This is a genomic window from Nocardia sp. NPDC051911, assembly GCF_040681035.1.
Taxonomy (GTDB): domain Bacteria; phylum Actinomycetota; class Actinomycetes; order Mycobacteriales; family Mycobacteriaceae; genus Nocardia; species Nocardia sichangensis.
Genome location: NZ_JBFAXY010000008.1, coordinates 59,332 through 78,838 on the forward strand (window position 1 = coordinate 59,332; position 19,507 = coordinate 78,838).

At 68.7% G+C, this 19,507-nt stretch carries 24 protein-coding genes and 1 pseudogene; 12 read left to right on the plus strand and 13 right to left on the minus strand.

Annotation, left to right across the window (positions count from 1 at the left end):
- Positions 1–19: 19 nt before the first annotated feature.
- A complete protein-coding gene (locus AB0L97_RS12130; RefSeq protein WP_364428125.1) occupies positions 20–1,615 on the minus strand; it encodes a GMC oxidoreductase in 1,596 nt (531 codons plus the stop codon).
- Between the two features lie 347 nt (positions 1,616–1,962).
- Between AB0L97_RS12130 and AB0L97_RS12135 the strand changes: the two genes are divergently transcribed.
- A complete protein-coding gene (locus AB0L97_RS12135) occupies positions 1,963–3,426 on the plus strand; it encodes a DUF6345 domain-containing protein (RefSeq protein ID WP_364428128.1) in 1,464 nt (487 codons plus the stop codon).
- 106 nt (positions 3,427–3,532) lie between these two features.
- Here the strand turns inward: AB0L97_RS12135 and AB0L97_RS12140 are convergent, their stop codons facing one another.
- Together AB0L97_RS12140 and AB0L97_RS12145 are read right to left on the minus strand one after the other, a co-directional pair.
- A complete protein-coding gene (locus AB0L97_RS12140; RefSeq protein WP_364428131.1) occupies positions 3,533–3,667 on the minus strand; it encodes a hypothetical protein in 135 nt (44 codons plus the stop codon).
- Between the two features lie 82 nt (positions 3,668–3,749).
- The gene (locus AB0L97_RS12145; RefSeq protein ID WP_364428568.1) at positions 3,750–4,082 is read right to left on the minus strand and encodes a TetR/AcrR family transcriptional regulator; all 333 of its coding nucleotides are present in this window, start codon (positions 4,080–4,082) and stop codon (positions 3,750–3,752) included.
- Between AB0L97_RS12145 and AB0L97_RS12150 the strand changes: the two genes are divergently transcribed.
- The 4 genes and pseudogenes from AB0L97_RS12150 to AB0L97_RS12165 form a co-directional block, all read left to right on the plus strand.
- A complete protein-coding gene (locus AB0L97_RS12150) occupies positions 4,003–4,173 on the plus strand; it encodes a hypothetical protein (RefSeq protein WP_364428594.1) in 171 nt (56 codons plus the stop codon). The genes AB0L97_RS12145 and AB0L97_RS12150 overlap by 80 nt on opposite strands.
- 137 nt (positions 4,174–4,310) lie before the next feature.
- The gene (locus tag AB0L97_RS12155) at positions 4,311–4,502 is read left to right on the plus strand and encodes a (2Fe-2S)-binding protein (protein ID WP_355080904.1); all 192 of its coding nucleotides are present in this window, start codon (positions 4,311–4,313) and stop codon (positions 4,500–4,502) included.
- A 58-nt stretch (positions 4,503–4,560) separates the two neighbouring features.
- A complete protein-coding gene (gene bfr, locus AB0L97_RS12160; RefSeq protein WP_039801806.1) occupies positions 4,561–5,040 on the plus strand; it encodes a bacterioferritin in 480 nt (159 codons plus the stop codon).
- Between the two features lie 118 nt (positions 5,041–5,158).
- Positions 5,159–5,293 (plus strand): annotated as a pseudogene (locus AB0L97_RS12165) (aldehyde dehydrogenase family protein); the annotation flags it as partial.
- A gap of 91 nt (positions 5,294–5,384) precedes the next feature.
- On the opposite strand, the gene AB0L97_RS12170 reads toward AB0L97_RS12165, so the two are convergent.
- From AB0L97_RS12170 to AB0L97_RS12195, 6 genes are all read right to left on the minus strand, one after another.
- On the minus strand, positions 5,385–6,227 hold the full coding sequence (locus AB0L97_RS12170; RefSeq protein ID WP_364428136.1) for a patatin-like phospholipase family protein: 843 nt from the start codon (positions 6,225–6,227) through the stop codon (positions 5,385–5,387).
- Between the two features lie 75 nt (positions 6,228–6,302).
- On the minus strand, positions 6,303–6,482 hold the full coding sequence (locus AB0L97_RS12175; RefSeq protein ID WP_364428139.1) for a hypothetical protein: 180 nt from the start codon (positions 6,480–6,482) through the stop codon (positions 6,303–6,305).
- Entirely contained in the window at positions 6,470–6,670 is a 201-nt protein-coding gene (locus tag AB0L97_RS12180) for a hypothetical protein (protein ID WP_364428142.1), read from the minus strand. Before AB0L97_RS12180 ends, AB0L97_RS12175 begins: the two co-directional genes overlap by 13 nt.
- Positions 6,671–6,708: 38 nt before the next feature.
- Entirely contained in the window at positions 6,709–7,737 is a 1,029-nt protein-coding gene (locus AB0L97_RS12185; RefSeq protein WP_364428145.1) for an adenylate/guanylate cyclase domain-containing protein, read from the minus strand.
- 25 nt (positions 7,738–7,762) lie between these two features.
- Positions 7,763–8,089 (minus strand): hypothetical protein, encoded by a 327-nt coding sequence (locus AB0L97_RS12190; protein ID WP_364428148.1) that lies wholly within the window; start codon positions 8,087–8,089, stop codon positions 7,763–7,765.
- Between the two features lie 338 nt (positions 8,090–8,427).
- Positions 8,428–8,853 (minus strand): DUF4383 domain-containing protein, encoded by a 426-nt coding sequence (locus AB0L97_RS12195; protein WP_355080915.1) that lies wholly within the window; start codon positions 8,851–8,853, stop codon positions 8,428–8,430.
- Positions 8,854–9,947: 1,094 nt separating this feature from the next.
- On the opposite strand from AB0L97_RS12195, the gene AB0L97_RS12200 reads away from it, so the two are divergent.
- Together AB0L97_RS12200 and AB0L97_RS12205 are read left to right on the plus strand one after the other, a co-directional pair.
- Positions 9,948–11,792, plus strand: a complete 1,845-nt coding sequence (locus tag AB0L97_RS12200) for an ABC transporter ATP-binding protein (RefSeq protein WP_364428152.1) — start codon at positions 9,948–9,950, stop codon at positions 11,790–11,792.
- Positions 11,789–13,624 (plus strand): ABC transporter ATP-binding protein, encoded by a 1,836-nt coding sequence (locus AB0L97_RS12205; RefSeq protein ID WP_364428155.1) that lies wholly within the window; start codon positions 11,789–11,791, stop codon positions 13,622–13,624. Before AB0L97_RS12200 ends, AB0L97_RS12205 begins: the two co-directional genes overlap by 4 nt.
- A 108-nt stretch (positions 13,625–13,732) precedes the next feature.
- Here AB0L97_RS12205 and AB0L97_RS12210 read toward each other — a convergent pair whose 3' ends face one another.
- Together AB0L97_RS12210 and AB0L97_RS12215 are read right to left on the minus strand one after the other, a co-directional pair.
- Positions 13,733–14,038: a hypothetical protein gene (locus AB0L97_RS12210; protein ID WP_355077673.1), complete on the minus strand. Its 306-nt coding sequence runs from the start codon at positions 14,036–14,038 to the stop codon at positions 13,733–13,735.
- Positions 14,039–14,210: 172 nt separating this feature from the next.
- Positions 14,211–14,801, minus strand: coding sequence for an HdeD family acid-resistance protein (locus tag AB0L97_RS12215; protein ID WP_355077672.1), 591 nt, complete (start codon positions 14,799–14,801; stop codon positions 14,211–14,213).
- Positions 14,802–15,014: 213 nt separating this feature from the next.
- On the opposite strand from AB0L97_RS12215, the gene AB0L97_RS12220 reads away from it, so the two are divergent.
- Positions 15,015–16,001, plus strand: a complete 987-nt coding sequence (locus tag AB0L97_RS12220) for a glycosyltransferase family 9 protein (protein WP_356962128.1) — start codon at positions 15,015–15,017, stop codon at positions 15,999–16,001.
- Positions 16,002–16,031: 30 nt separating this feature from the next.
- Here AB0L97_RS12220 and AB0L97_RS12225 read toward each other — a convergent pair whose 3' ends face one another.
- A complete protein-coding gene (locus AB0L97_RS12225) occupies positions 16,032–16,352 on the minus strand; it encodes a metalloregulator ArsR/SmtB family transcription factor (protein ID WP_356962127.1) in 321 nt (106 codons plus the stop codon).
- A gap of 183 nt (positions 16,353–16,535) precedes the next feature.
- Here AB0L97_RS12225 and AB0L97_RS12230 point away from each other — a divergent pair, with 183 nt between their 5' ends.
- The 3 genes from AB0L97_RS12230 (at position 16,536) to AB0L97_RS12240 (ending at position 18,620) form a co-directional block, all read left to right on the plus strand.
- The gene (locus AB0L97_RS12230; RefSeq protein WP_364428162.1) at positions 16,536–17,252 is read left to right on the plus strand and encodes a M23 family metallopeptidase; all 717 of its coding nucleotides are present in this window, start codon (positions 16,536–16,538) and stop codon (positions 17,250–17,252) included.
- A complete protein-coding gene (locus tag AB0L97_RS12235; RefSeq protein WP_364428165.1) occupies positions 17,236–17,418 on the plus strand; it encodes a hypothetical protein in 183 nt (60 codons plus the stop codon). Before AB0L97_RS12230 ends, AB0L97_RS12235 begins: the two co-directional genes overlap by 17 nt.
- 140 nt (positions 17,419–17,558) lie before the next feature.
- Positions 17,559–18,620, plus strand: coding sequence for a hypothetical protein (locus tag AB0L97_RS12240; protein WP_364428168.1), 1,062 nt, complete (start codon positions 17,559–17,561; stop codon positions 18,618–18,620).
- On the opposite strand, the gene AB0L97_RS12245 is transcribed toward AB0L97_RS12240, so the two are convergent.
- Positions 18,592–18,912, minus strand: coding sequence for a hypothetical protein (locus AB0L97_RS12245; RefSeq protein WP_355077663.1), 321 nt, complete (start codon positions 18,910–18,912; stop codon positions 18,592–18,594). The genes AB0L97_RS12240 and AB0L97_RS12245 overlap by 29 nt on opposite strands.
- Positions 18,913–19,155: 243 nt before the next feature.
- On the opposite strand from AB0L97_RS12245, the gene AB0L97_RS12250 reads away from it, so the two are divergent.
- Positions 19,156–19,491: an RNA polymerase-binding protein RbpA gene (locus tag AB0L97_RS12250; protein ID WP_355077661.1), complete on the plus strand. Its 336-nt coding sequence runs from the start codon at positions 19,156–19,158 to the stop codon at positions 19,489–19,491.
- Positions 19,492–19,507: the final 16 nt, after the last annotated feature.

The window sequence follows — 19,507 nt, forward strand, 5'->3', positions numbered from 1 at the left end:
CTGGGCCCGGCGGCAACGGTCAGATGACCGTGCCGACGTCATCGGCCACCAAGGTGTCCAAAGCGCGCTCGGCAACAGCGGCAATCGTCATCGACGGGTTGCACGCCGCGGTGTTCCCGGGCATGAGAGCACCGTCGAGCACGTACAGGCCCCGCTGGCCGTGCACCCGGCCCTCCAGATCACAGACGGCTCCCATACTCGCACCACCCAAGGGGTGCCAGGTCGACGGGAACAGGAGGTTGGTGTCGGTGAGAATGCCCGCCGGACCGGCGATCCGGTGGGCCGCGGGACCGATGTAGTTGTCCTGGATGTAGCTGTCACCGTCCTGCGGCCACTGCAGAATCGCGTCGTCGCGGGCCGCGTCGTAGACGAAGTGCCCACGACCGTCGCTGATGCCGTACCCGACCATCATGGTGCTGTTGGCATCGGCGCCCATGGGCGGGATGGACGCCTGGATCAGCGTGTGAGCGGAGTGCGGGTCGGACCAGTTCTTGCTGCCGTAGACCACTGGACCGCCCTGCTCCGCACCGAAACTCGCGGTCGGATCGGTCCACAGGTAGATGCGGTCGGCGTTGGTGCCCCAGCCTTGGCCGAGTCCGTCGGGCATATCGGGAATCAGGCCTTTCGCCGAGGCGCGCACCAGCAGTCTTGTGGTGTTGAGGCTTCCGGCCGCCAGCACCAGCGCACCAGCGGTGATGATCTTGTTCTCCAGCACCGCGCCGCTGGTGTCCAGGCGCTCGACGTGGACGATCCACTTGCCGTCGGCGGCACGCTCGACATCGGTGACCTGGTGCAGCGGCTCGACCGTCACCAGGCCGGTCGCCTCGGCGGCGGCGATGTAGGTGACGTCGACCGAATGCTTGCCGCCGTTGTTCACCCCCATGGCGCCGTCGCCGTTGGTGTAGGAGGGCTTCATCTCGCCCCGCAGTTCGGCCAGGGCGAAGTTCCAGTCGATGGGCATCGGGATCTTCGACAGCGGAAGCCCGGCGCGGCGCACACGGTCGGCGAAGACCCGCGCGGCCGCGTAGTTGGGACTGGCGATCAACTCGTCCGGGGCGACGGCCAAGCCGAGCATGCCTGCCACCCGCGGGTAGTGCACCCTATTCATCGTCGGCCAGTCCAAGGCCTCGGGGAAGTGGGTATCGAACACCTCCCGCGTCGGTTGCAGGGACATCCCTTGATAGACCAGCGATCCCCCGCCCACACCCGCCGCGCACAGCGCGGTCATGTTGGTACCCGGCACCGCCTCGACGAGTCCGGTGTACGGCTCGAAGACCATCGGCTTGCCGAACAATACGGGGCTGGACTTGTACCAGAGCACCCGCTTGTCCAGCGCCGAAGCGCGCGGGAAGGTCTCCGCGTTCGGGCCCGTCCGCCAGCGCAGACCACGTTCGAGCACCAGGACCCGAACTCCGGCCTCGGCCAGGCGCAGGGCGGTGACGCCACCGCCGAACCCCGATCCGATGACGACCACCCGATGCTCCTCGCGGGTGAGCGGAACGCTGTTCACCCGCGCGGCGATCGGACTCGTCGTGTTCGCGTAGCGGGAGGCGACCACGAGACCGCCCGCCGCGGCTGCTCCGGTCAACAGTGACCGGCGCGAAATTGCTGACATCACACACCCTCGAAGATCAGACGCGAGCTCGGATCTCGCGCGGCCCACCATGGCCGCTACGGGACAGTAATATAACCGGACATGCATGTCCGGTAGTGGCATGATCTGTAGCAGAGGTCACAATCGCTTCGGAGGTGGTCGGGTGCTCGATGAAGTTCCGGATGCGGCTGCGGTCCTCGCGCAGGCACCACTGGATATTGGGTTCCTCCTGCGGTCCTCGACGTACGCGGAGAACTCGGTGTAATCGCGACGTTCCGTTCAACCAGGTCGAAAACGGCCGATGACCCGCGCGGATCGAGTAGTCGGCTACCCGTGCTCCGATGGCCGATGCCCGCGACCATTCAGCCATGTCAGACAACATCTACGCCGGCGCGTCGATTCAGGTCTACCCGCAGGACGCCCCACTGAGTCACCCGCACGCCTGCGTCAACGGCTTCCTCGACTACGTCGCGAAGTTCAACACGATCAATTTCCACGCCAAGGACGACGACGTCCGGGAATGGCGTTACGACAAGGAGTACGACAACTGGCAGGATCGCCTCGGCATGGACTCGGTGAAGGTCTTCTATCACTACGCGCACAGCACGACCATGGACGACGGCGTGTTCCTCACCGCGATGGGCCGGACCTGGGACGACACCATCTACGCGTGGTCGGATCGAATGAGTTTCGGTGACCAGCGGTTGCGCTACTTGTTCCTCCACGGATGCGAGTCGTTGCGAATGCACGACGGGCACAGCCCATTTCGCACCTGGCATACGCCGAACCTGGGCGCACGGATGCTGTTCGGGTTCGACAGCCTCACCTTCGACACCGATCAGCAGGGAACGCGGTTCTTCAAGGAGTGGAACACCGGCAAGTCGTTCAGCCAGGCCTGGCAGGACGCGGCGCTGTCGATCTTCCACAACGATCACCGGGTGTCCTCGGCGGCATGTGGCGCCACCGACCGGGAGGCACAGGACCGGCTGTGGAACGAGCGTCTCTTCTTCGGCGAGCCGGTGTCGGACAATTGGTACTGGTGGCGATGGGCTGGCCAAGTCCCCATCGAGGTCGACCTCGGCCTTCACGTTCCTCGCCGGCCGCGGGCGCTGCGCTTGTCGCGCCGTCGCGCCGACGCGGATACCGCCGCCGGACTCGCCGAACGGTTCGGTCTGCGGGCCGTGCTCGCCGAGCCCGCGTCACCCACAGCCGAGGAATATTCTGCCCCGGTCGAATTCGAACCGCGACTGGTCATGCATCCGGACGGCGCGTACCACGTGTTCTACGCCGAGCCGGACCGCACTGCCGACAGCATCGCACCACAGGAGGTTCGGGATATCGCCGATCGCGCGATCCGGCAGCTCGACCTCGGCCACGACCTGGCGTTGGCCGGCATGTCGGCCACCTTCCACGGCGGTGGCAGCCGCGACGGCGACGAGGTAGCGGCATCGGTGGCCGAGTACACCCTGCACTACCGCCAGGTCTACGACGGCGTCGCCGCGGTGGCAGGCGGCGATGGTCAACTGAGCGTGACGCTCGACCCGGCCGGTCGGCTCTGCTCGATATCGGACACGACAGTCCCGATCGCGGGCGCCGACGAGACCCGCCCGCCATCGGGCGACGATTTCGACGCCATGGCGGCTCTGGACGCGGCGACCAGCGCGCGGGCCGAATGCCTGCGCGACGGAGCGCGCTCGAGCGTCGTGCCCGATTCGCTCGAGGTCGGCTACCGCTTCGATCGCGACGCCGCGATCGTTGTCGCCCGGCAGGCGGTCGAGATCACCTCCAGTGACCGCTTCCGGATCCGCGACGTCGTCGAGATCACCGTCTGAGCCGGGCCCGGCGCCCTCTCTCCCGCGCATTCCGGGTCTCAGTCCTGGATGGTTTGTCGACCAGAACGAACCGCGCCCACCCGCACCTACGTCGACAGGCGCGGATTCATTCCGGACCCGGCGGAGTCAGGGCGCGCAGGCAGAAGGCCGTGATGCGCTCGACGTCGCCGGGAGCGGGCTCGCCGCGTCGGCGCAACCGCTCGGCGAGCGTGCCGGTGATCGCGTAAGCGCCGCGTCGCAATTCGTTGCGGCGCTTACCAATGCCGCGAGCGTGTCGCGCAGTAGCCCGGCAGGCGCGGTGTCCACCACATCAGGTCCGGCCGTCAACCCCAGGCCCGGCCCAGCGGCGTTCCAGAGCACGGCCAGTGTCGCGGCCGCGGTCCGCTCTTCGGTCTGCGCCAGGATCGCCGCGACCAGCGCCGGAAGCGCGCACGCGGGTCGGCTTCCTTGGCCATCGGGTGGGCCACACAGCCGGTCAACCGCTCCGCTCCGTCCTCCAGCAGGGCGGCCCCCAGCGCGTCCTTGGACGGGAAGTGCCGATAGAACGCGTCGTTGGACAGCCCGGCGGTGGCCACGATGTCCGTTACCCGTGGACGTCCGGTGGTACCGGCCGCGCTGATCACCGTCAGCGCGGCGTCCACCAATGTGCGCACCATCGCGTACTCGGCGCCGCGTTTGACCAACGTCCGCCGGGCGCTCCAGTCCAGCGAGTTGCGGCAGCTGGCCGCGAAGCGGCTGACCGGCTAGCGCCCCTATCCGATGCGCCGCGATTCGCGTCGGCACCGGACTTCACAGCGCTGCTCCGAGCTGCTATACATTAGGGGAGGCTTACCTCGTTAGTCGAGGCTAACCTCAGCGATAAAGTGACCTGGTTGTGAGGCTTCATGTATGTCTGCATCTGTAACGCGGTGTCCGAAGGTGACGTGCACACCTGCGTTTCGGCGGGCGCCGACAGCATCCGCCAGGTGAAGAACGCCTGCGGATGGAAGCCCGGTTGCGGCAGCTGCACGGCGCGGTTGGCCGAGGTGATCGGCCGCGCGCGGGCATCCACCGGAGCGCAACCCTCGGCCGCCTGAGCCGACACACCAGGCGGTCTGTCCGCAGCTGCGCGCATTTTGTGCCACGATCGCTGCTATGGACGGCGACAAGGACATCGTTGCGCTGCTCAACGAGCAGCTGACGGCCGAACTCACGGCGATCAACCAGTACTTCCTGCACGCCAAGATGCAGGAGAACTGGGGCTTTACCAAGCTGGCCCGGCACACCCGGCACGAGTCCATCGATGAGATGAAACATGCCGAGATCCTCACCGACCGGATCCTCTTCCTGGAGGGCCTGCCGAACTACCAGAAGCTCAACCCGCTGCGCATCGGGCAGAGCGTGCCCGAGCAGCTGCGGGCCGATCTGCAGATCGAGATGGAGGCGGTCGAACGGCTGCGCCGTGGCATCGAGTTGATGCGTTCACGCGGCGACGTCACCTCCGCTCGTATCTTCGAGCAGATCCTGGAAGACGAAGAACAGCACGTCGACTACCTGGAAACCGAACTCGATCTGGTGGAGAAACTCGGCGAGCCGCTGTACCTCCAGCGCTTCACCGAGACTCCGGACGACTGATCTGCCCTCGCGGTGCGCCTCGGAGCGGCCGACCGGCGTTACGCTCCGGCGCTCGTCACGCCGAGGCGTATCGCCGGGCCAGCCGCCTCCGGTGCTCCGCGGGCGAACCATCGACGACGCCTTCGACTTCCACGCGCCCTTCGGCGGCTATCGCAAGAGCGGAAACGGCCGGGAATGGGGCGAATTCGGTTTCCACGACTACTTGGAGATCAAGGGCATCCTCGGGTACGCGCCGGACGAGACCGGGACGTAGTGAGGGATGAGGCCGACGACGACCACAGCGGCGCCGGACGTGTAGCGACGGGACACGCCCGGCCGATCGGCCGGCGCTCGCCACGGCTCGGTCAGCCTTCGGGCCAGACGTCCTTCAGCAGCAGCGCGGCATCGGCAGACTGGCGCACGCCCGCCGCATACGCGGGAGCAAGCGCCGCCGAGTCGAACACGTCGATTCCGAACGCGGCGACGCCTTCCTCGTCGGGGACAATGGAAACCTCTGTCGCCGAGCCCAACTCGCGATCGCTGGGGATGCGCGGGAACATGTGCGCCAAGGGTTCGAGGATAACCACGACATCCGCGCCCGCGGCCAGGTCCGCGTTGACCGGCGAGCGCAACCCGCCGTCGAAGTAGTGGCGGCCGTCGATCGGGACCGGCGGGAAGACACCGGGCACCGCCGTGCTGGACGCCAGCGCTTCGGGCAACGACGCGGCGCCGTCCTTGGTCCATGCCCGCAATTCACCAGTGGTGATGTCGATCGCGGTCACGACGAGATCGCGCGCCGGCCACTGCGCCACACCGGCCAGCCCGCCGATACGCGCGATGTGCTCGTCCGGATCACCGGCCTGCGCGGCCAGCGCCAGCTCCCCCGCCCGGCGGCGCGCCTGGGCCGGATCCTGGCCGGGGGCGCGCAGCACGGCGAATATCTCCGCGATTCGCGCCGGATCCGCCCGCACCGCCGGCGCCGACGTGGACGGCGGCCGCAACAAGCGCGCCGGATCGCCACCGTCGGCCAGGACCGCACCGACCACCGAGCCGGCGGAGGTCCCCACGAACCGGTCGGCCAGCGTCAAGTCGATCCCGTTGTCCCGCAGCCCCGTGGCCAGTCCCGCCAACCACGTCAGACCGACCGGGCCACCCCCGCCCAGCACCAGCGCGACCGAGAAACCCTTGGATGACACTGTCTCCGACATGACGCCAGCCTATCCGCACCGGCCCGGCCGACCGCTTGCTCATTCGGCCGACTCGTCGACCTGGCTCGCGATCTCTCAACGGTGATAGATCTCCACGACGGCGTTGCCGACCACCCCGACGAGACCGGGACCCCAGTTCATGCACCCTGTCGTCGTACGCTGCCCGTTCGGCGTGAAGGGATAACTGAGCTGGACGTAGGAACCGACCGCGTACAGCGGGAACGGCCCCGAGCTGTAGATGCCTACGCATTCCACGGCAAGATGTATTCGGCTCCCTCGAGCTCGTCGGGTTGGCAGACCGCCGAAGCGCTGAACAGATCCCGCTCGACGACGCAATCCCGCGGCGTCGCCTGAGCCGGGCCCGAACCGGCGACCGCCACGAAGGCCGGCACCGGAATCCCGGCGACCCCGAGCCGCGCGAGTGCGGCGACAGTGCTTTTCATCGAAGCTCCACATCATCTCGCCACGGGGCGGTAGCCGGTCAGCTTTGTTTCCGCTGGCGCTCTCGCAACACGTGGGAACGCAATCGTGAGAATCCCTTGACCCGCACGCTGCGCAGATGGCGCAAGAGGAATTGGTCGTCGTCATCCAGAGCCGCGGCGGCGCCGTCGTCGAGGAGGACGGTCCCAGGGCGGGCCACGCCGGTGAGCCGAGCGGCGACGTTGACCACCGTGCCGTAGAGGTCGCCGAAGCGGGTGAGGACGGGCCCGTACGCCAGGCCCACCCGGATCTGGGGCATTTCCGGAACGGTTTGCGCCGCTCGGGCGACCGCCGCGTGCATCGCCAGGGCGATTCGCGCACCGTCGCGGGCATTCTCGGCGGCGAACATCACCTCGTCGCCCACGTTCTTGATCACCCAGCCGCCGTGGGCGGTGACCGCTTCGGTGGTGGTGGTCTCGAATGTCTCCAGCAGATCCGTCAACTCGTCGAGGTCGAGGTGACGGGAAAGCCGGGTGTAGCCGACCATATCGGCGAAGCCGACGAGCAGTTGGCGTGTGGCGCCATCGGATTCGAGTGAGCGGCTCAGCGCCGCGGCGAGATGTCGTTGCCACGCGTACTGCTGCAGATCGGTGAGCACCGCGATGGTCCGGGCAGTGGCCTGGCGGTTCGATTCGGACATCGACTGCCCGCCTTCGGCGGCGATGCGGCTGCCGATCTCACGGGCGATCAGATCCGCCTGCCACTCGGCCAGTCGCGCCATCGCCTGACCGACACTGCGGGCGGCGGCGATCTGACTCTGCTCGCTCGCCCCCGCGACCGGGTCCATCGCGGTGAAGTGGCGCACCGCGGCGATGTCGGCATCGGTGAACACCACGTCGTCGTCACTCGCCGTGGCGGGGAAGCCGAGCGCCACCCACAGCTTCTTGGCACGTTCGACAGACACTCCGGAAAGCTCGGCCACCTGGGCGCGCGTGTACCGTCGTGGGCCGCCGAGCAACGACTGCTCGACCACAGCGTCGACCACGTCGGTCACCGCACCGGATTCGATCACCCCGCCAGTACAGCACATGCGGCGGCGACCGGCGCCCGATGATTCATGCCCAGATTCGCGACAGCGCCGAACGGGAGTACGTCTGCTGGGGCGTCACGGTGATCAGGTCGCAAACCTCGACGAGTTCGCCCGGCACCGCATTGCCGAAGTGGTGCAGACCCGGTGCGATCACGGCGTCGACGCCGAAGGTGCGAACGACGTCGACGAGGCGATCCACCGGTGCGTCGGTGCCGGCGCCGAAGGTCACCGTCTTACACAACTCGTAACCCAGGCGTTTTGCCATACTCCGCATCTGCGCTTCGTCCCAATCCTGGGACACACCCGAGACGTCCTTGCGGAGATATCCCAGTGCGGGTGGTTTGGCCCTCATCGGTACTCCCTTGCCGCGTTGCCGAAGTAGTCGAAGCGCCTGCACTCCTGCGGCTCGCGCGGTGTCGGCGCATCGAATTGCAGGCTGAGCAAGTTATTGACATCATATGTTGTCAACAGCAGTCGATGTCAACATGTGAGGCGTTCGACAAAGCGACTTTCCGGCATCGCCCGCACCGAGCGTACCGCCGAAGGGCGAGCTGCGCCGGTTGCGCCGCCTGGCGATGGGATTCGTTGAACCACAACACTTTTCGGTAACAGACCGGACACGGGGTGGTGTCGGGACACAGCCTTCGAACCGGCGGTCCATTCCCATGGACGACGCGGCCGATGCGTCGGCTATTCCAGAATTCCGGTCTGCCTGCCCGCGCCGGGCGCCTGGGTCAGTGGCCGCCGCGCCAAGACCGCACCGAGGGCGATCATGCCCGCGCCGAGCACGAAATGCAGCCAATTGTCGGCCGTATCGAGCGGCACGAAGTTCGCGTCGCTGCCGGGGTTCACGACGAGTCCGTACAGCCACAGCACGAGATAGAGGGCGCCGCCGCCGAGGAGGAACGCGCGCGCCGACGGAGCCGTGCGGGCGGCCAGCACTCCGGCGAGGCCGAAAGCCAGATGGACCGCGTTGTGCAGCACCGACACGCTGAACAGACCGAGCAACTGGGCCTGCGAGTGATGTCCCGCCCAATCGAGTTCGCCGTAATCGGTCGTGATCCCCGGAATGAACCCCAGGATCCCGACCAGGAGGAACGCGGCTCCCACCGCCATGGCGGCGACCTGAAGAGGAGACCGCCGATCCGTTGTCGCGCCCGGTGTGGAATTGGACATCGCCGAACCAGCCCTTTCGGTGTGGGTGGACCTCCGTCCCCACCGTGCTACCCGGGCGACAACGAGGCAAACAACGACAGCCCAGCCCGGCGGGACGACATCGCCCCGCAGCGAGCGGCAGAGTCCGAGCACCGCCCATCGCGACGAACGAGCGAGACATGGTCGTGCTGAGACGCCACCCACATACTGTGCGACAGAGGCACTTTCGTGATTAGCATCTCCTCCGTTCGGCGCACCGAAAGCCACGGCGGCGAAAGCATCGGCGTTCGCGCTGGTTATTCCGTTCGCAGCGGGGTCGGTCGCGGCTTTCGGACACGATTGCGGAGGCATCGGCCCCGCGCCGCGGACTCGCGCGCGCCATCCGGTCGGTGAATACTGTTGACGACTCGAAAACAACTGTCCGCCTTGGTAAGCCGACGCAGTCTGTCAACCGGATGGTGATGCCAGGGAGGCAAGGACCGTGTTGGTCTGGTGTGTTGTGACGATGATCGTGGTCGTTCTGCTGGGAGGAGCGGCGTCGGCGATGGCATGGGATCCGCGGGGGCGTCGCCGCTCGGCCGCCGCTACGCCGGTTCCGGTGTCGGTGACCTCGGAGTCCACCGTGCCGAACCAGGGCGAGTGGCCGCGCACACGGTGAACGCGACGTCCGGCCCGCAAGAGGGATACCCGGACGAGTGCACGGGCGCGGTAGCGACGATGCGCCGGCCGCTGTCGCCGGAGGCGCGTTTGCGGCCGCATTGCTCGCTTTAGCACCTTCCGTCATCAGCGGCATACTCGGAATCTCTCGGGCGCATTCTGTTCGCACGAAGGTGCGGTCGTAGCCTTCCCCCGGATCGGGATCGCACCGGCGGCAAGATCGTCCGCACCACCGCCGAACTTTTGCCGGGAAGCATCGTCGTCCCCGCGATTTCCGATCACGCTGATCGAGTCCATTGCTGCCGATTCACGATCCGAGGCACGGTTGTCCAGGGCAGGCAGGCGGTTGGAGGCGTGGTGGCGAACGGATCAGCCCGGACATTCCGGTGTCCGGGGTCATGAGCTACGGGAGAGGCGCACTGCTCGCCGCGGCCGCCGACAGCGAGGCCGGGCAGGACCCCCGCACCCTGCGCAGCGGGCTGGCGATCATGCTGCGCGGGTGCGGGCGGGCACCGGGCGCCGCCGCGGTCGCGATCGGCTCCGGCCTGGTGAACGCGTGCTGCATGGTGCTCGCCGCGAGAGCCGTCGGATGGAGTACGGAGCACGTGGTGGTCGCGAGCTTCGCCGAGGGCCGTTTCCTGGCGGGCGCCGCCGCGACCGGTGCGGCCTTCGTGCTGGCGGTCTCGCTGCTGCGCATCGCGACGATCATCCTGCGCGGTGTGGCGACCGGCACGGTGCAATACCGCAACGAGGCCCAGACCCGCAAAGCCGTGGTCGCGCAATACCTGCGGCTGGGCATCGCCTGGCATCGCCGCAGGCCGGCTGGGCAACTGGTCTCCCGCGCGATCTCCGACGTGGAGACGGCCTGGGATCCCATGCAGCACTTCCCTTTCGCGGTCGGTATGACCGCCATGCTGCTGTTGGTCATGGTCGACATCGCGCTCGCCGACCTCTGGCTCGCTCTGATCGCGCTGGTGCTCATCCCGCTGGTGCTGGCCGCGAATCTGCTCTACCAACGGGTGCTCGCACCGCGGGCCCGGGCGGCTCAGCAGCAGCGAGCACTGGTCAGCGGGCTCGCGCACGAGGCCATCGCCGGACGGCAGGTGGTGCGCACCCTCGGCATCGGCGATCGGGAGATCGATCGTTTCGCGGCGGCCGCCGACGCCTCCCGCGCGGCGAACCGGCACATGGGCAACGCGAGCGCCGTCTTCGACCCCGCGATCGAGCTGATGCCGCCCCTGGCGGCGCTGGCCATCCTGGCCGTCGGCGTGGCACGGGTCGACGCCGGGCTGCTCGGCGTCGGCGCCCTGGTGGAGGTGATCTACCTGCTCATCACCACCGCGATTCCGCTCAACGTCATCGCCCGCTTCCTCGGCGTGCTACCGCTGGGCGTGGCGGGGCAGACCCGAGTCGACCACGTACTCACCGCCGCCGACCGCCCGGCGCACGGGCAGCTCCCACTCGGCGCGCACGATCGCGGCGTCGCCGTGCAGCTCGCCGGAGCCGGTTACGGCTACACCGGCGACACCCGCGCGGTGCGCGACCTGACCGTACGGGTACGTCCCGGCGCCGTACTGGCGGTGGTCGGCGCGACCGGCGCGGGCAAGAGCACGCTGCTGGCGCTGCTGGCGCATCTGCTCGAGGCCGACCGGGGCGCGGTCGCGCTCACCGGGGTCGACACCCGGCGCCTCGCACCGGACGCGGTGCGCCGCCGGACCGCGCTGGTCACCCAGAACGCCTTCTTGTTCGCCGACACCGCTCGCGCCAACATCACCCTCGGCGCCGCGGCCTCGGACGAAGAGATCGAGCGCGCGCTGCGCATCGCCGACGCCGCGGGGTTCGTCGGCCGCCTCCCCGACGGCCTGGACACCTACCTCAGCGAAACCGTGCAACTCTCCGGTGGTCAACGTCAGCGGTTGGCGCTGGCGCGCGCCGTCTTCCGCCGCCCCGGCCTGCTCCTGCTCGACGACGCCACCTCCGCGCTGGATCCCCTGGTGGAGCGGACCGTGGTGGAGGCGCTGCGCGCCGAGTACGCGGGCGACGACCGCCGCACCACGGTGGTGCTGGTCGGGCATCGCGCCGCGACGGTCGGTCTCGCCGACACCGTGGTTTTCCTCGCCGGTGGACGCATCGTCGCGCAGGGACGGCACGAGGACCTTCTCGCTACCGAACCGGCGTATCGCGCGCTGCTCGGCGCATACCACGCGTCCGATCAGACCGACACCATGGAGCCGGCGTGGTGAACACGAGTCCAACCGAGCCGACGGGACCCGACTACCGAACCACCGGTCTACTGCGCCGGGTGCGCCGCGACACCGTGCTGTCCCGCCGCACTCTCGCGGTGATCTTGCTACTGGCCGTCGTCGCGGCCTCCGGCCGGATCGTCATCCCCGTCACCATCCAATACGCCCTCGACCACGCGCTGCTCGGTGCGATCGACCAGGCCACCCGCGCACGCGTCGTGACCGGCGCCGTGTTCGCCGGAGTACTCGCGGTACTGCTGGCGATGCTCGCTTCCGCGTTGATGAACCACCGGGTCATCAGCACCGTCGAGCAGGCACTGCTGGATCTGCGGGTGGCCGCCTTCGCCCGCATCCTGCGCCTTTCCCCCGCCCATCCCCGCGCGGATTCCGCAGGCGCTCTCGTCGCGCGCGTCACCAACGACGTCGACGTGGTCACGCTGTACGCCCAGTCCGGCGGAATCACACTGGTGCAGAACATCTCTCAGATGCTGCTGGCGCTCGTGGTGATGCTGGTCTACTCGTGGCCGCTCGCGCTGCTCGTGCTATTGATCGGCATCGGCGTCCCGGTCGCGGGCCACACGTTGCAGCAGTGGGTGGCGCGCCGCTTCGATGCCGTGCGCCGAAGCATCGGCGAACTCTACGGCGGCCTGCTGGAAGTGCTCGTCGGCATCGACACCATCCGCGGTTACGGCATCGAGGAACGGATGCGCGCCCGCGCCGACACGCAGATCGACGCCGTTCTCGACGCCCAGCGGCGCACCCTGTGGCCGATGGGATTCAACGTCTCCATCGGCGAGGTCGCCAGCGGGCTCATCACCACCTCGGTGGTGGTGGCGGGCACCGCGGCCGGAATGGGCGTGCTGGGACCGGAGCTCGGGCTCAGCGCGGGCGACATCGTCGCCTTCCTGTTCCTGGTGACCTTCTTCGTCCGACCCATGCAGTTCGCCGTCAGCAGCCTCGCCGACGCCCGCAATGCCGAGGCCGGCCTGCGGCGCGTGGTCGAAATCCTGGACATCCCCGAGGAATCCACGGCGGCTCGGCGCACAACGCTGCCATCCGGCCCGGCCATCGTGGAACTGCGCGGCGTCGGCTTCCACTACTCCCCCGACCGGCCCGCGTTACGCGGCCTGGACGTGCGTATCGCGCCCGGCGAGCACGTCGCCGTCGTCGGCGAGACCGGCTCCGGCAAGAGCACTTTCGCGAAACTCGTGACCCGGCAGCTGCTGCCGACCAGCGGCACGCTCACCCTGTGGGGTGTCGACCTCACAGAGATCGCCGACGAAGCACTCACCCGGCGGGTCGCGATCGTCCCGCAGGACGCCTTCCTCTTCGATCGCACCGTCGGCGAGAACATCGCGCTCGGTCGCGCGGGCGATTCCCGCGACGCCGTGCTCGACGTACTGGCCCGGCTCGGGTTGCGGGACTGGGTGCGGACTCTGCCGCAGGGACTGGAGACTCCGGTCGGCCAGCGCGGCGAGGCCTTGTCGGCGGGTGAACGCCAGCTCGTGGCCTTGGCCAGGACCGCACTGGTCGATCCAGATCTGCTCGTCCTCGACGAGGCCACCAGTGGCGTCGACGCGGGCACCGACGTGCGGGTGCAACACGCGCTCGCGCGCCTCACCCGCGGCCGCACCACCCTCACGATCGCGCATCGGATGCACACGGCCGAGACCGCCGATCGGGTGCTGCTCTTCCACGAGGGCCGGATCACCGAGGACGGCACCCACACCGAACTGCTCGAACGCGGCGGGCGCTACGCGCGCCTCCACGCGGTGTGGGCACGCGACACCGTGTCGCCCTCACAACGGATTCCCACCGACGTCGGCGGGTGATCCGGGGCGCGGCAGGCGATCACGGAAACGGCCGAGGCGGTCGCACCACACCGACGAAGTTCGTGCGATGGGTGACGCCACGCCTCGGCCGCCATTGCGACGAGCGGCTCAGCTGACGGAGACGCTGCCGCCCTTGGGCAGATACCCGATCTTCTCCACGGGCAGCTCGCCGACCACGGAACCGGTGCAGTCCCTTCCGGAGTACAGCGTGACGGCACGATCGGTGCTGTTGACGACGGTGATCTGGAACGTGGTGTAGAAAAGTCCGTCGGTGTTCAGGCAGCCCACCGGATCCGCGTGCAGTTCGCCGTTGATCCCCAGCGTGCCGACCGCGGCCTGCGCCGTCCCCGCCGACAGCATGGCCGCGGCCCCCGCCAGGGCCAGCGCACCGACAAACCCAGCAGTACGAATCATTCGTGCCTCCAGTTCTTTTCGATGTCGACCAACCCCGAAGCCGACTTCTGGTGAAAATGCGCCTGTGATTCTGTCACGAGTTCCAGCAGGACGGAACCGCGCTGGTCAGGCGCACGCGAACACGGCACCGCCCGGCCGGGCACCGGTGGCGCCCCGCCGAGCGGGCTCGTGATCAGGCGACAGCGCCCTCGGCGCGAAGGGCCTTGACCTCCCGGCGCACCCCGAACGCCACGATGATCTCCATGAGGCCGACGATGATCAGCCACACTCCGGCCAGGACGGCCAGCGTGGCCACCGACCGCACCGGCCAGACGATCAGCACGACACCGGCCGCCGCGGTGACGACCCCGAAGAGGACCTGCCACCAGCGTCCCGGCATCTCCGGTTCGGAGATGCCGGCCACCAGCAGCGCGATCCCGCGAAACAGCCAGCCGATGCCGATCCACAACCCGAGCAGCAGCAACGAGGCCAGTTCGTCGCGGAAGCAGAACACGCCGATCACGATGGACAGCACGCCGATGATGAACGCCAGCACCCGCAGGCCGGTGCTCGCCGGTGCGCCGAAGGCGGCGACCAGCTGCAGGAAGCCGGTGACCACGAGGTAGATGCCGAAGACGATGCCCGCCGCCGCCAGAGTGATGTCGGGCCAGACCAGGATCAGGATGCCGAGGATCACCGCGAAAACGCCGGTCAGCAGGATGGTTTGCCACGCACGGCGGGCAAGAGACTGCAGTGGACCCTCTACCACGCTGTTTGTCGTCATTCACTGATGCTATAGCCGCTCCACATGAGTTCTCTGGACATTTGCTGAGTGGGATTCCTCGCGGTTTTCCGGTAGGCGCGGCAACGTTGCGCGGTGTTCACGTTTCGCTGTTCGAACGTCCGGGTAGTTATCCCTTAGTGACTCTTCCTTGGCGCCCCTGGGCTGAACGGGTGGGTCGGGGTTCGGTGAGACTCGGGTGGCTAGGAGAAGAGGGTGGCGGTTCTGCTCGTGTTGCAGGCGCGTGGGCTGGGTGATCTACTCACCGCGGTCCCGGCTCTACGTGCGCTGCGCCGGGCCAAACCGCACGATCGCATCGTTTTGGCGGCACCGCTGCGACTCAAACCGATCGTCGACCTGATCGCCTCGGTCGACGCCTTGATGCCGACCGCCGATCCGAGCGGCTTCCGCTGGGACGCGCCTCCCCCCGAGTTGGCGGTCAACCTGCACGGCTCGAGCGCCGAAAGTATCGTCACGCTGTCCAAGACCCGGGCCGAGCGCATACTCACCTTCCGCAATCCCGCGTTCCCCGAGTTGTCCGGCCCGGAGTGGGAACCGGACATGCACCAGGTGGACCGATGGTGTCACCTGCTGGAGTACGACGGCATCGGCGCGGATCGCCGCAACCTCGGACTGGTTCCGCCGGTGTCGACGACCAGCCGCCGCGACTGCGTGGTCGTGCACGTCGGCGCGGGCGCACCGGCTCGCCGCTGGCCGGCGGACCGGTTCGCCGCCGTCGTCCGGCACCTGCTCGCCCTCGGGCGAGAGGTGGTTCTCACCGGGGACGAATACGAACGCCAACTCGCGCTGGGCATCGCCGCGCGGGCAGGCCTGCCCGTGGGCCGGGTGCTCGCCGGGCAGCAGAACCTCATCGATCTGGCCGCCACCGTCGCCGAGGCGGCCCTGGTGATCTGCGGAGACACCGGCGTGGCGCATCTGGCCACGGCGTTCGGCACCCGCACCGTCCTGTTGTTCGGCCCGACGCCGCCGCGGTGGGCGGGTCCGCCCGCGCACCTGCTCGGCAGGCACGCCGTGCTGTGGACCGGCCACGTCGGCGATCCGGACGCCGACACCCCCGACCCCGGTCTGTTGCAGATCGGCGTCACCGAGGTGATCAACGCCGTCGACAAGCAGCTGAGCAAGCGCAATTGGCCCGGCACGGGTACCGACCGCCGTAAGACGGCGTATCGACGCGTGGGATGACAGGCGTTCGGTGCGGTCGCACCGCCGCGGTCAAGCGTTCGCCGTCGCGGCGGTTTCGAGGGCCGCGGAATAGGCGGCGATCGCACTCGGCCAGAACTGCTCGAGGTAGTCGCGGGCGTCGGCGAGACCGCGCGGGTCGAGGGAATACAGCCTGCGGTTGCCGTCCGGCCGCATCATCACCAACCGCGCCTCGCGCAGCACACGCAGATGCTGTGAGACCGCCGAGCTGGTCACTCCGAGTTCTCGAGCGAGTTCGCCGACCGAGCGCGCGGCCTGCGGCAGGGCCTCGAAGATCGCGCGGCGGGTCGGGTCCGCCAGCGCCGTGATGGCACGAACTCCATTAGTCGCCACTCACACAGTCTGCGCACCCAGCTTTTCTCCGGTCAACTATCGACACGGCATCGTCTTCCCAGCTCGCATGGGAATCCGGCGCCTTTCGTCACCTTTCTGTGACCGGCGAGCTGGGTTTTTGCCCGGCGGTGACGGTTGCCACAGGATTGCGGATACCCGAGACGGCTGCCGTACGTTCGACGCATGCCCGTGACCTTTCCGTTACCGATCCGTCGCGCCGCGACGCGGTTGCGCCGTGATCGCGCCGCCGCCCGCGTCGTCGCCGCCTCCGCGGTCGTCACCGCCTCCTTCGGCATCCTCGCCGCGGCGCAGCAGGACGAGGACACCGACGCGTCTGCCCGTCTCGTCGCGGGGAAGATCGCCTCGGGCGAGATCCGCCCGGCCGAGGGCATGGCTCGATTCGCCGTCTTCACCCCGCCGACCGGTCCGGCGCCGCAGGCCGCCCCGATGCCCGCGCCCTCGGACGTGAACCGCATCGCGCAGAACTTCGCGCGCCCCATGACCGTCCGGCCCGCAGCGGGCGTGCTCACCTCGAATTTCGGCACGCGCTGGGGCGCGATGCACGCGGGCCTGGATTTCGGTGACCCGCTCGGAGCTCCGATCGCCGCGGTCACCGACGGCGTCGTGATCGAGGCCGGTCCCGCTTCGGGCTTCGGCCTGTGGGTGCGCGTGCAGCAGGACGACGGCACCATCGGCGTCTACGGCCACGTGAACGACATCCTCGCCACCGTCGGACAGCAGGTCCGCGCGGGCGACGTCATCGCGACGGTCGGCAATCGTGGTTACTCCACCGGCCCGCATCTGCACTACGAGGTCCGTCTGCCCGACGGCACGCCGATCGATCCGCGGCCCTGGCTGGCCGGACGCGGCATCGACGTCGGGTATGCGCAGGAGGACTGATCTCGCGAACGGACCCGGCGACAGCGCCGTCGCCCGCGAGGGCCGCGAACGCAACGACGCGTTCGCGGCCCGCTTCTTCTCTCCAGGCGGGCCGGGCACGCCGGGCACGACGGCCCGCGATCTCGCCGCGGGATCACATCGTGTGAGCCGACCGGACGAGCTGTGACAGCGAGCCGGGGCACGAGCTATGCGGCGGCATGTGCGTCTGCGGTACCGACCGATCGTGTCGCCCGATACCCGGGTACTAGGCGCGAATAGCGCCGCGGCGGGACGCCCTCCGGCGTCCGTGATTTCTACGTTCGGTCCATGTCCACAACATATTTCGCCACCGCGCCCGAAGACGGGTCGCGGGCGAGCGCGAAGACGGCGACGCGCGGGCGACTGCATCGGCCACTGCTGGGCACGGTCGCCGCGATGACGGCGCTCGTCCTGTTCTCCCTCGCGGCGATGCCGATCGACGACCGCACGCTGCTCGGCGAATCGGTCTGGCTCAAGCCGATGAAATTCGGCCTGGCGTTCGCGCTCTACAGCCTCACCCTGGCGTGGCTGCTGTCGTTGCCGCACAAGGGCAGCCGGGTCACCTGGTGGCTGGGCTCGGTGTTCGCGGTGACCGGATTCATCGATGTGGGATTCATCGTGCTGCAGGCCGCACGCGGCACGTTCAGCCACTTCAATACCGAGGACGACCCGGTGAACTCGATCGGGCAGATGGTCTTCGCCTCCGGCGTGCCCGGCCTGTTCCTGGCCAACCTGCTCATCGTGCTGATCTTGTCCTGGCAGCGTTTGGTGGACCGCCCGACCGCACGCGCTGTCCACGCCGGGCTGGCACTGGCCGTGGCGGGCATGGCGCTGGGCTACCTGATGGGCTTCACCGGCAAGCAACTCGTCCGCGACAGTGACGGACGAATCGTCGAATTGGCCGCCGGGCACACGGTGCTGTCCGGCGCGGGCGATCTCGCCGCGCGCGACGCCACGCGCGGCATGCCGATCACGCACTGGAGCACGGTCGGCGGAGACCTGCGCGTTCCGCACTTCGTTGGGCTGCACGGCATCCAGGTGCTGCTGCTGGTGGCCGTCGCGCTCGCCTGGCTCGCTCCCCGGTACCGCTGGCTGCGCCCCGAACGCGCCCGCGCGGCCGTCGTGGGTGTGCTCGCGGCGGGCTACGCCGGCCTGCTGGCGCTGGTCTTCTGGCAGGCGATGCGCGGCCAGTCGCTGGTCCACCCGGACACCGCCACCTGGTCGGCGGGCTGCGGACTCGCCGCGACCGTAGTCGCGCTGCTCGCCGCGGCGTATCTACGCCACCGCGACCGCGCCGCACACCCGAACCCGGCGGACCCGGTCAGCGCAGACGTTCCGCGTCACGGGTGAGCGCGACCAGCGTCTTGCCGAGCACGGCCAGCTCATCGGGCGTCGCCCCCTCCGCGATGGCGGTGGCGACGTCCTCGGCGGCGCAGCGGGCAGCGAACCAGCGATCGGCCAAGTCGGCGGCCTCCTGGGCACTGAGTACCACCGCGTCGTCGGGAATCCCCGTTCCCTTCAGACTGTTGCGGTGTTCGTAGGCGCGTTGGCGACAGGACTGGCGGCAGTACCGGCGACGGCGGCCGGCCTCCGATTCCACGATCTCCCGCCCACACCACTGGCAGGACAAGCGGCGCGACATGACGCAGAACACTAATAGCTCGCCATCCGCGGTCCACTCAGCGACCCCCGGCGAATCACCCGCCATCGGGCGCGACGAGTCCTGTGCGCCGCGGGCACTACAATGGAACGGTTCACCGCGGCCGCGTCGGGAACTATCGGCGCAGGCCCGATCGTTGTACATCAGGTCCGGCGGGTGCCACGCGCACTCGCGCGGACACGGTCGCAGCGCACGAAGACTCGAGCACACAGGGAGAGGCACACCATGGCAGATCGCGTACTCCGAGGCAGTCGGCTCGGAGCGGTGAGCTACGAGACCGATCGCGACCACGACCTGGCTCCGCGTCGGATCGCCCGGTACCGGACCGACAACGGCGAGGAATTCGACGTTCCCTTCGCCGACGACGCCGAGATCCCGCCGACCTGGCTGTGCCGCAACGGCCAGGAGGGCGTGCTGGTCGAAGGCACCAGCCAGGAGACCAAGAAGGTCAAGCCGCCGCGCACGCACTGGGACATGCTGCTGGAACGCCGCAGCAAGGAGGAGCTCGAGGAGTTGCTCAAGGAGCGCTTGGAGCTGCTCAAGACCCGCCGCCGCGCCTGACGGTTCGCGAATACTG

Bases quoted from the DNA above. Each gene is read 5' to 3' on its own strand.
- AB0L97_RS12130 (WP_364428125.1), bottom strand. From the start codon at position 1,615: ATGTCAGCAATTTCGCGCCGGTCACTGTTGACCGGAGCAGCCGCGGCG.
- AB0L97_RS12135 (WP_364428128.1), top strand. From the start codon at position 1,963: ATGTCAGACAACATCTACGCCGGCGCGTCGATTCAGGTCTACCCGCAG.
- AB0L97_RS12150 (WP_364428594.1), top strand. From the start codon at position 4,003: ATGTCCGTTACCCGTGGACGTCCGGTGGTACCGGCCGCGCTGATCACC.
- AB0L97_RS12145 (WP_364428568.1), bottom strand. From the start codon at position 4,082: ATGGTGCGCACATTGGTGGACGCCGCGCTGACGGTGATCAGCGCGGCC.
- AB0L97_RS12155 (WP_355080904.1), top strand. From the start codon at position 4,311: ATGTATGTCTGCATCTGTAACGCGGTGTCCGAAGGTGACGTGCACACC.
- bfr (WP_039801806.1), top strand. From the start codon at position 4,561: ATGGACGGCGACAAGGACATCGTTGCGCTGCTCAACGAGCAGCTGACG.
- AB0L97_RS12170 (WP_364428136.1), bottom strand. From the start codon at position 6,227: ATGTCGGAGACAGTGTCATCCAAGGGTTTCTCGGTCGCGCTGGTGCTG.
- AB0L97_RS12180 (WP_364428142.1), bottom strand. From the start codon at position 6,670: ATGAAAAGCACTGTCGCCGCACTCGCGCGGCTCGGGGTCGCCGGGATT.
- AB0L97_RS12185 (WP_364428145.1), bottom strand. From the start codon at position 7,737: ATGTGCTGTACTGGCGGGGTGATCGAATCCGGTGCGGTGACCGACGTG.
- AB0L97_RS12190 (WP_364428148.1), bottom strand. From the start codon at position 8,089: ATGAGGGCCAAACCACCCGCACTGGGATATCTCCGCAAGGACGTCTCG.
- AB0L97_RS12195 (WP_355080915.1), bottom strand. From the start codon at position 8,853: ATGGCGGTGGGAGCCGCGTTCCTCCTGGTCGGGATCCTGGGGTTCATT.
- AB0L97_RS12200 (WP_364428152.1), top strand. From the start codon at position 9,948: ATGAGCTACGGGAGAGGCGCACTGCTCGCCGCGGCCGCCGACAGCGAG.
- AB0L97_RS12210 (WP_355077673.1), bottom strand. From the start codon at position 14,038: ATGATTCGTACTGCTGGGTTTGTCGGTGCGCTGGCCCTGGCGGGGGCC.
- AB0L97_RS12215 (WP_355077672.1), bottom strand. From the start codon at position 14,801: ATGACGACAAACAGCGTGGTAGAGGGTCCACTGCAGTCTCTTGCCCGC.
- AB0L97_RS12230 (WP_364428162.1), top strand. From the start codon at position 16,536: ATGCCCGTGACCTTTCCGTTACCGATCCGTCGCGCCGCGACGCGGTTG.
- AB0L97_RS12235 (WP_364428165.1), top strand. From the start codon at position 17,236: ATGCGCAGGAGGACTGATCTCGCGAACGGACCCGGCGACAGCGCCGTC.
- AB0L97_RS12240 (WP_364428168.1), top strand. From the start codon at position 17,559: ATGTCCACAACATATTTCGCCACCGCGCCCGAAGACGGGTCGCGGGCG.
- AB0L97_RS12245 (WP_355077663.1), bottom strand. From the start codon at position 18,912: ATGTCGCGCCGCTTGTCCTGCCAGTGGTGTGGGCGGGAGATCGTGGAA.
- AB0L97_RS12250 (WP_355077661.1), top strand. From the start codon at position 19,156: ATGGCAGATCGCGTACTCCGAGGCAGTCGGCTCGGAGCGGTGAGCTAC.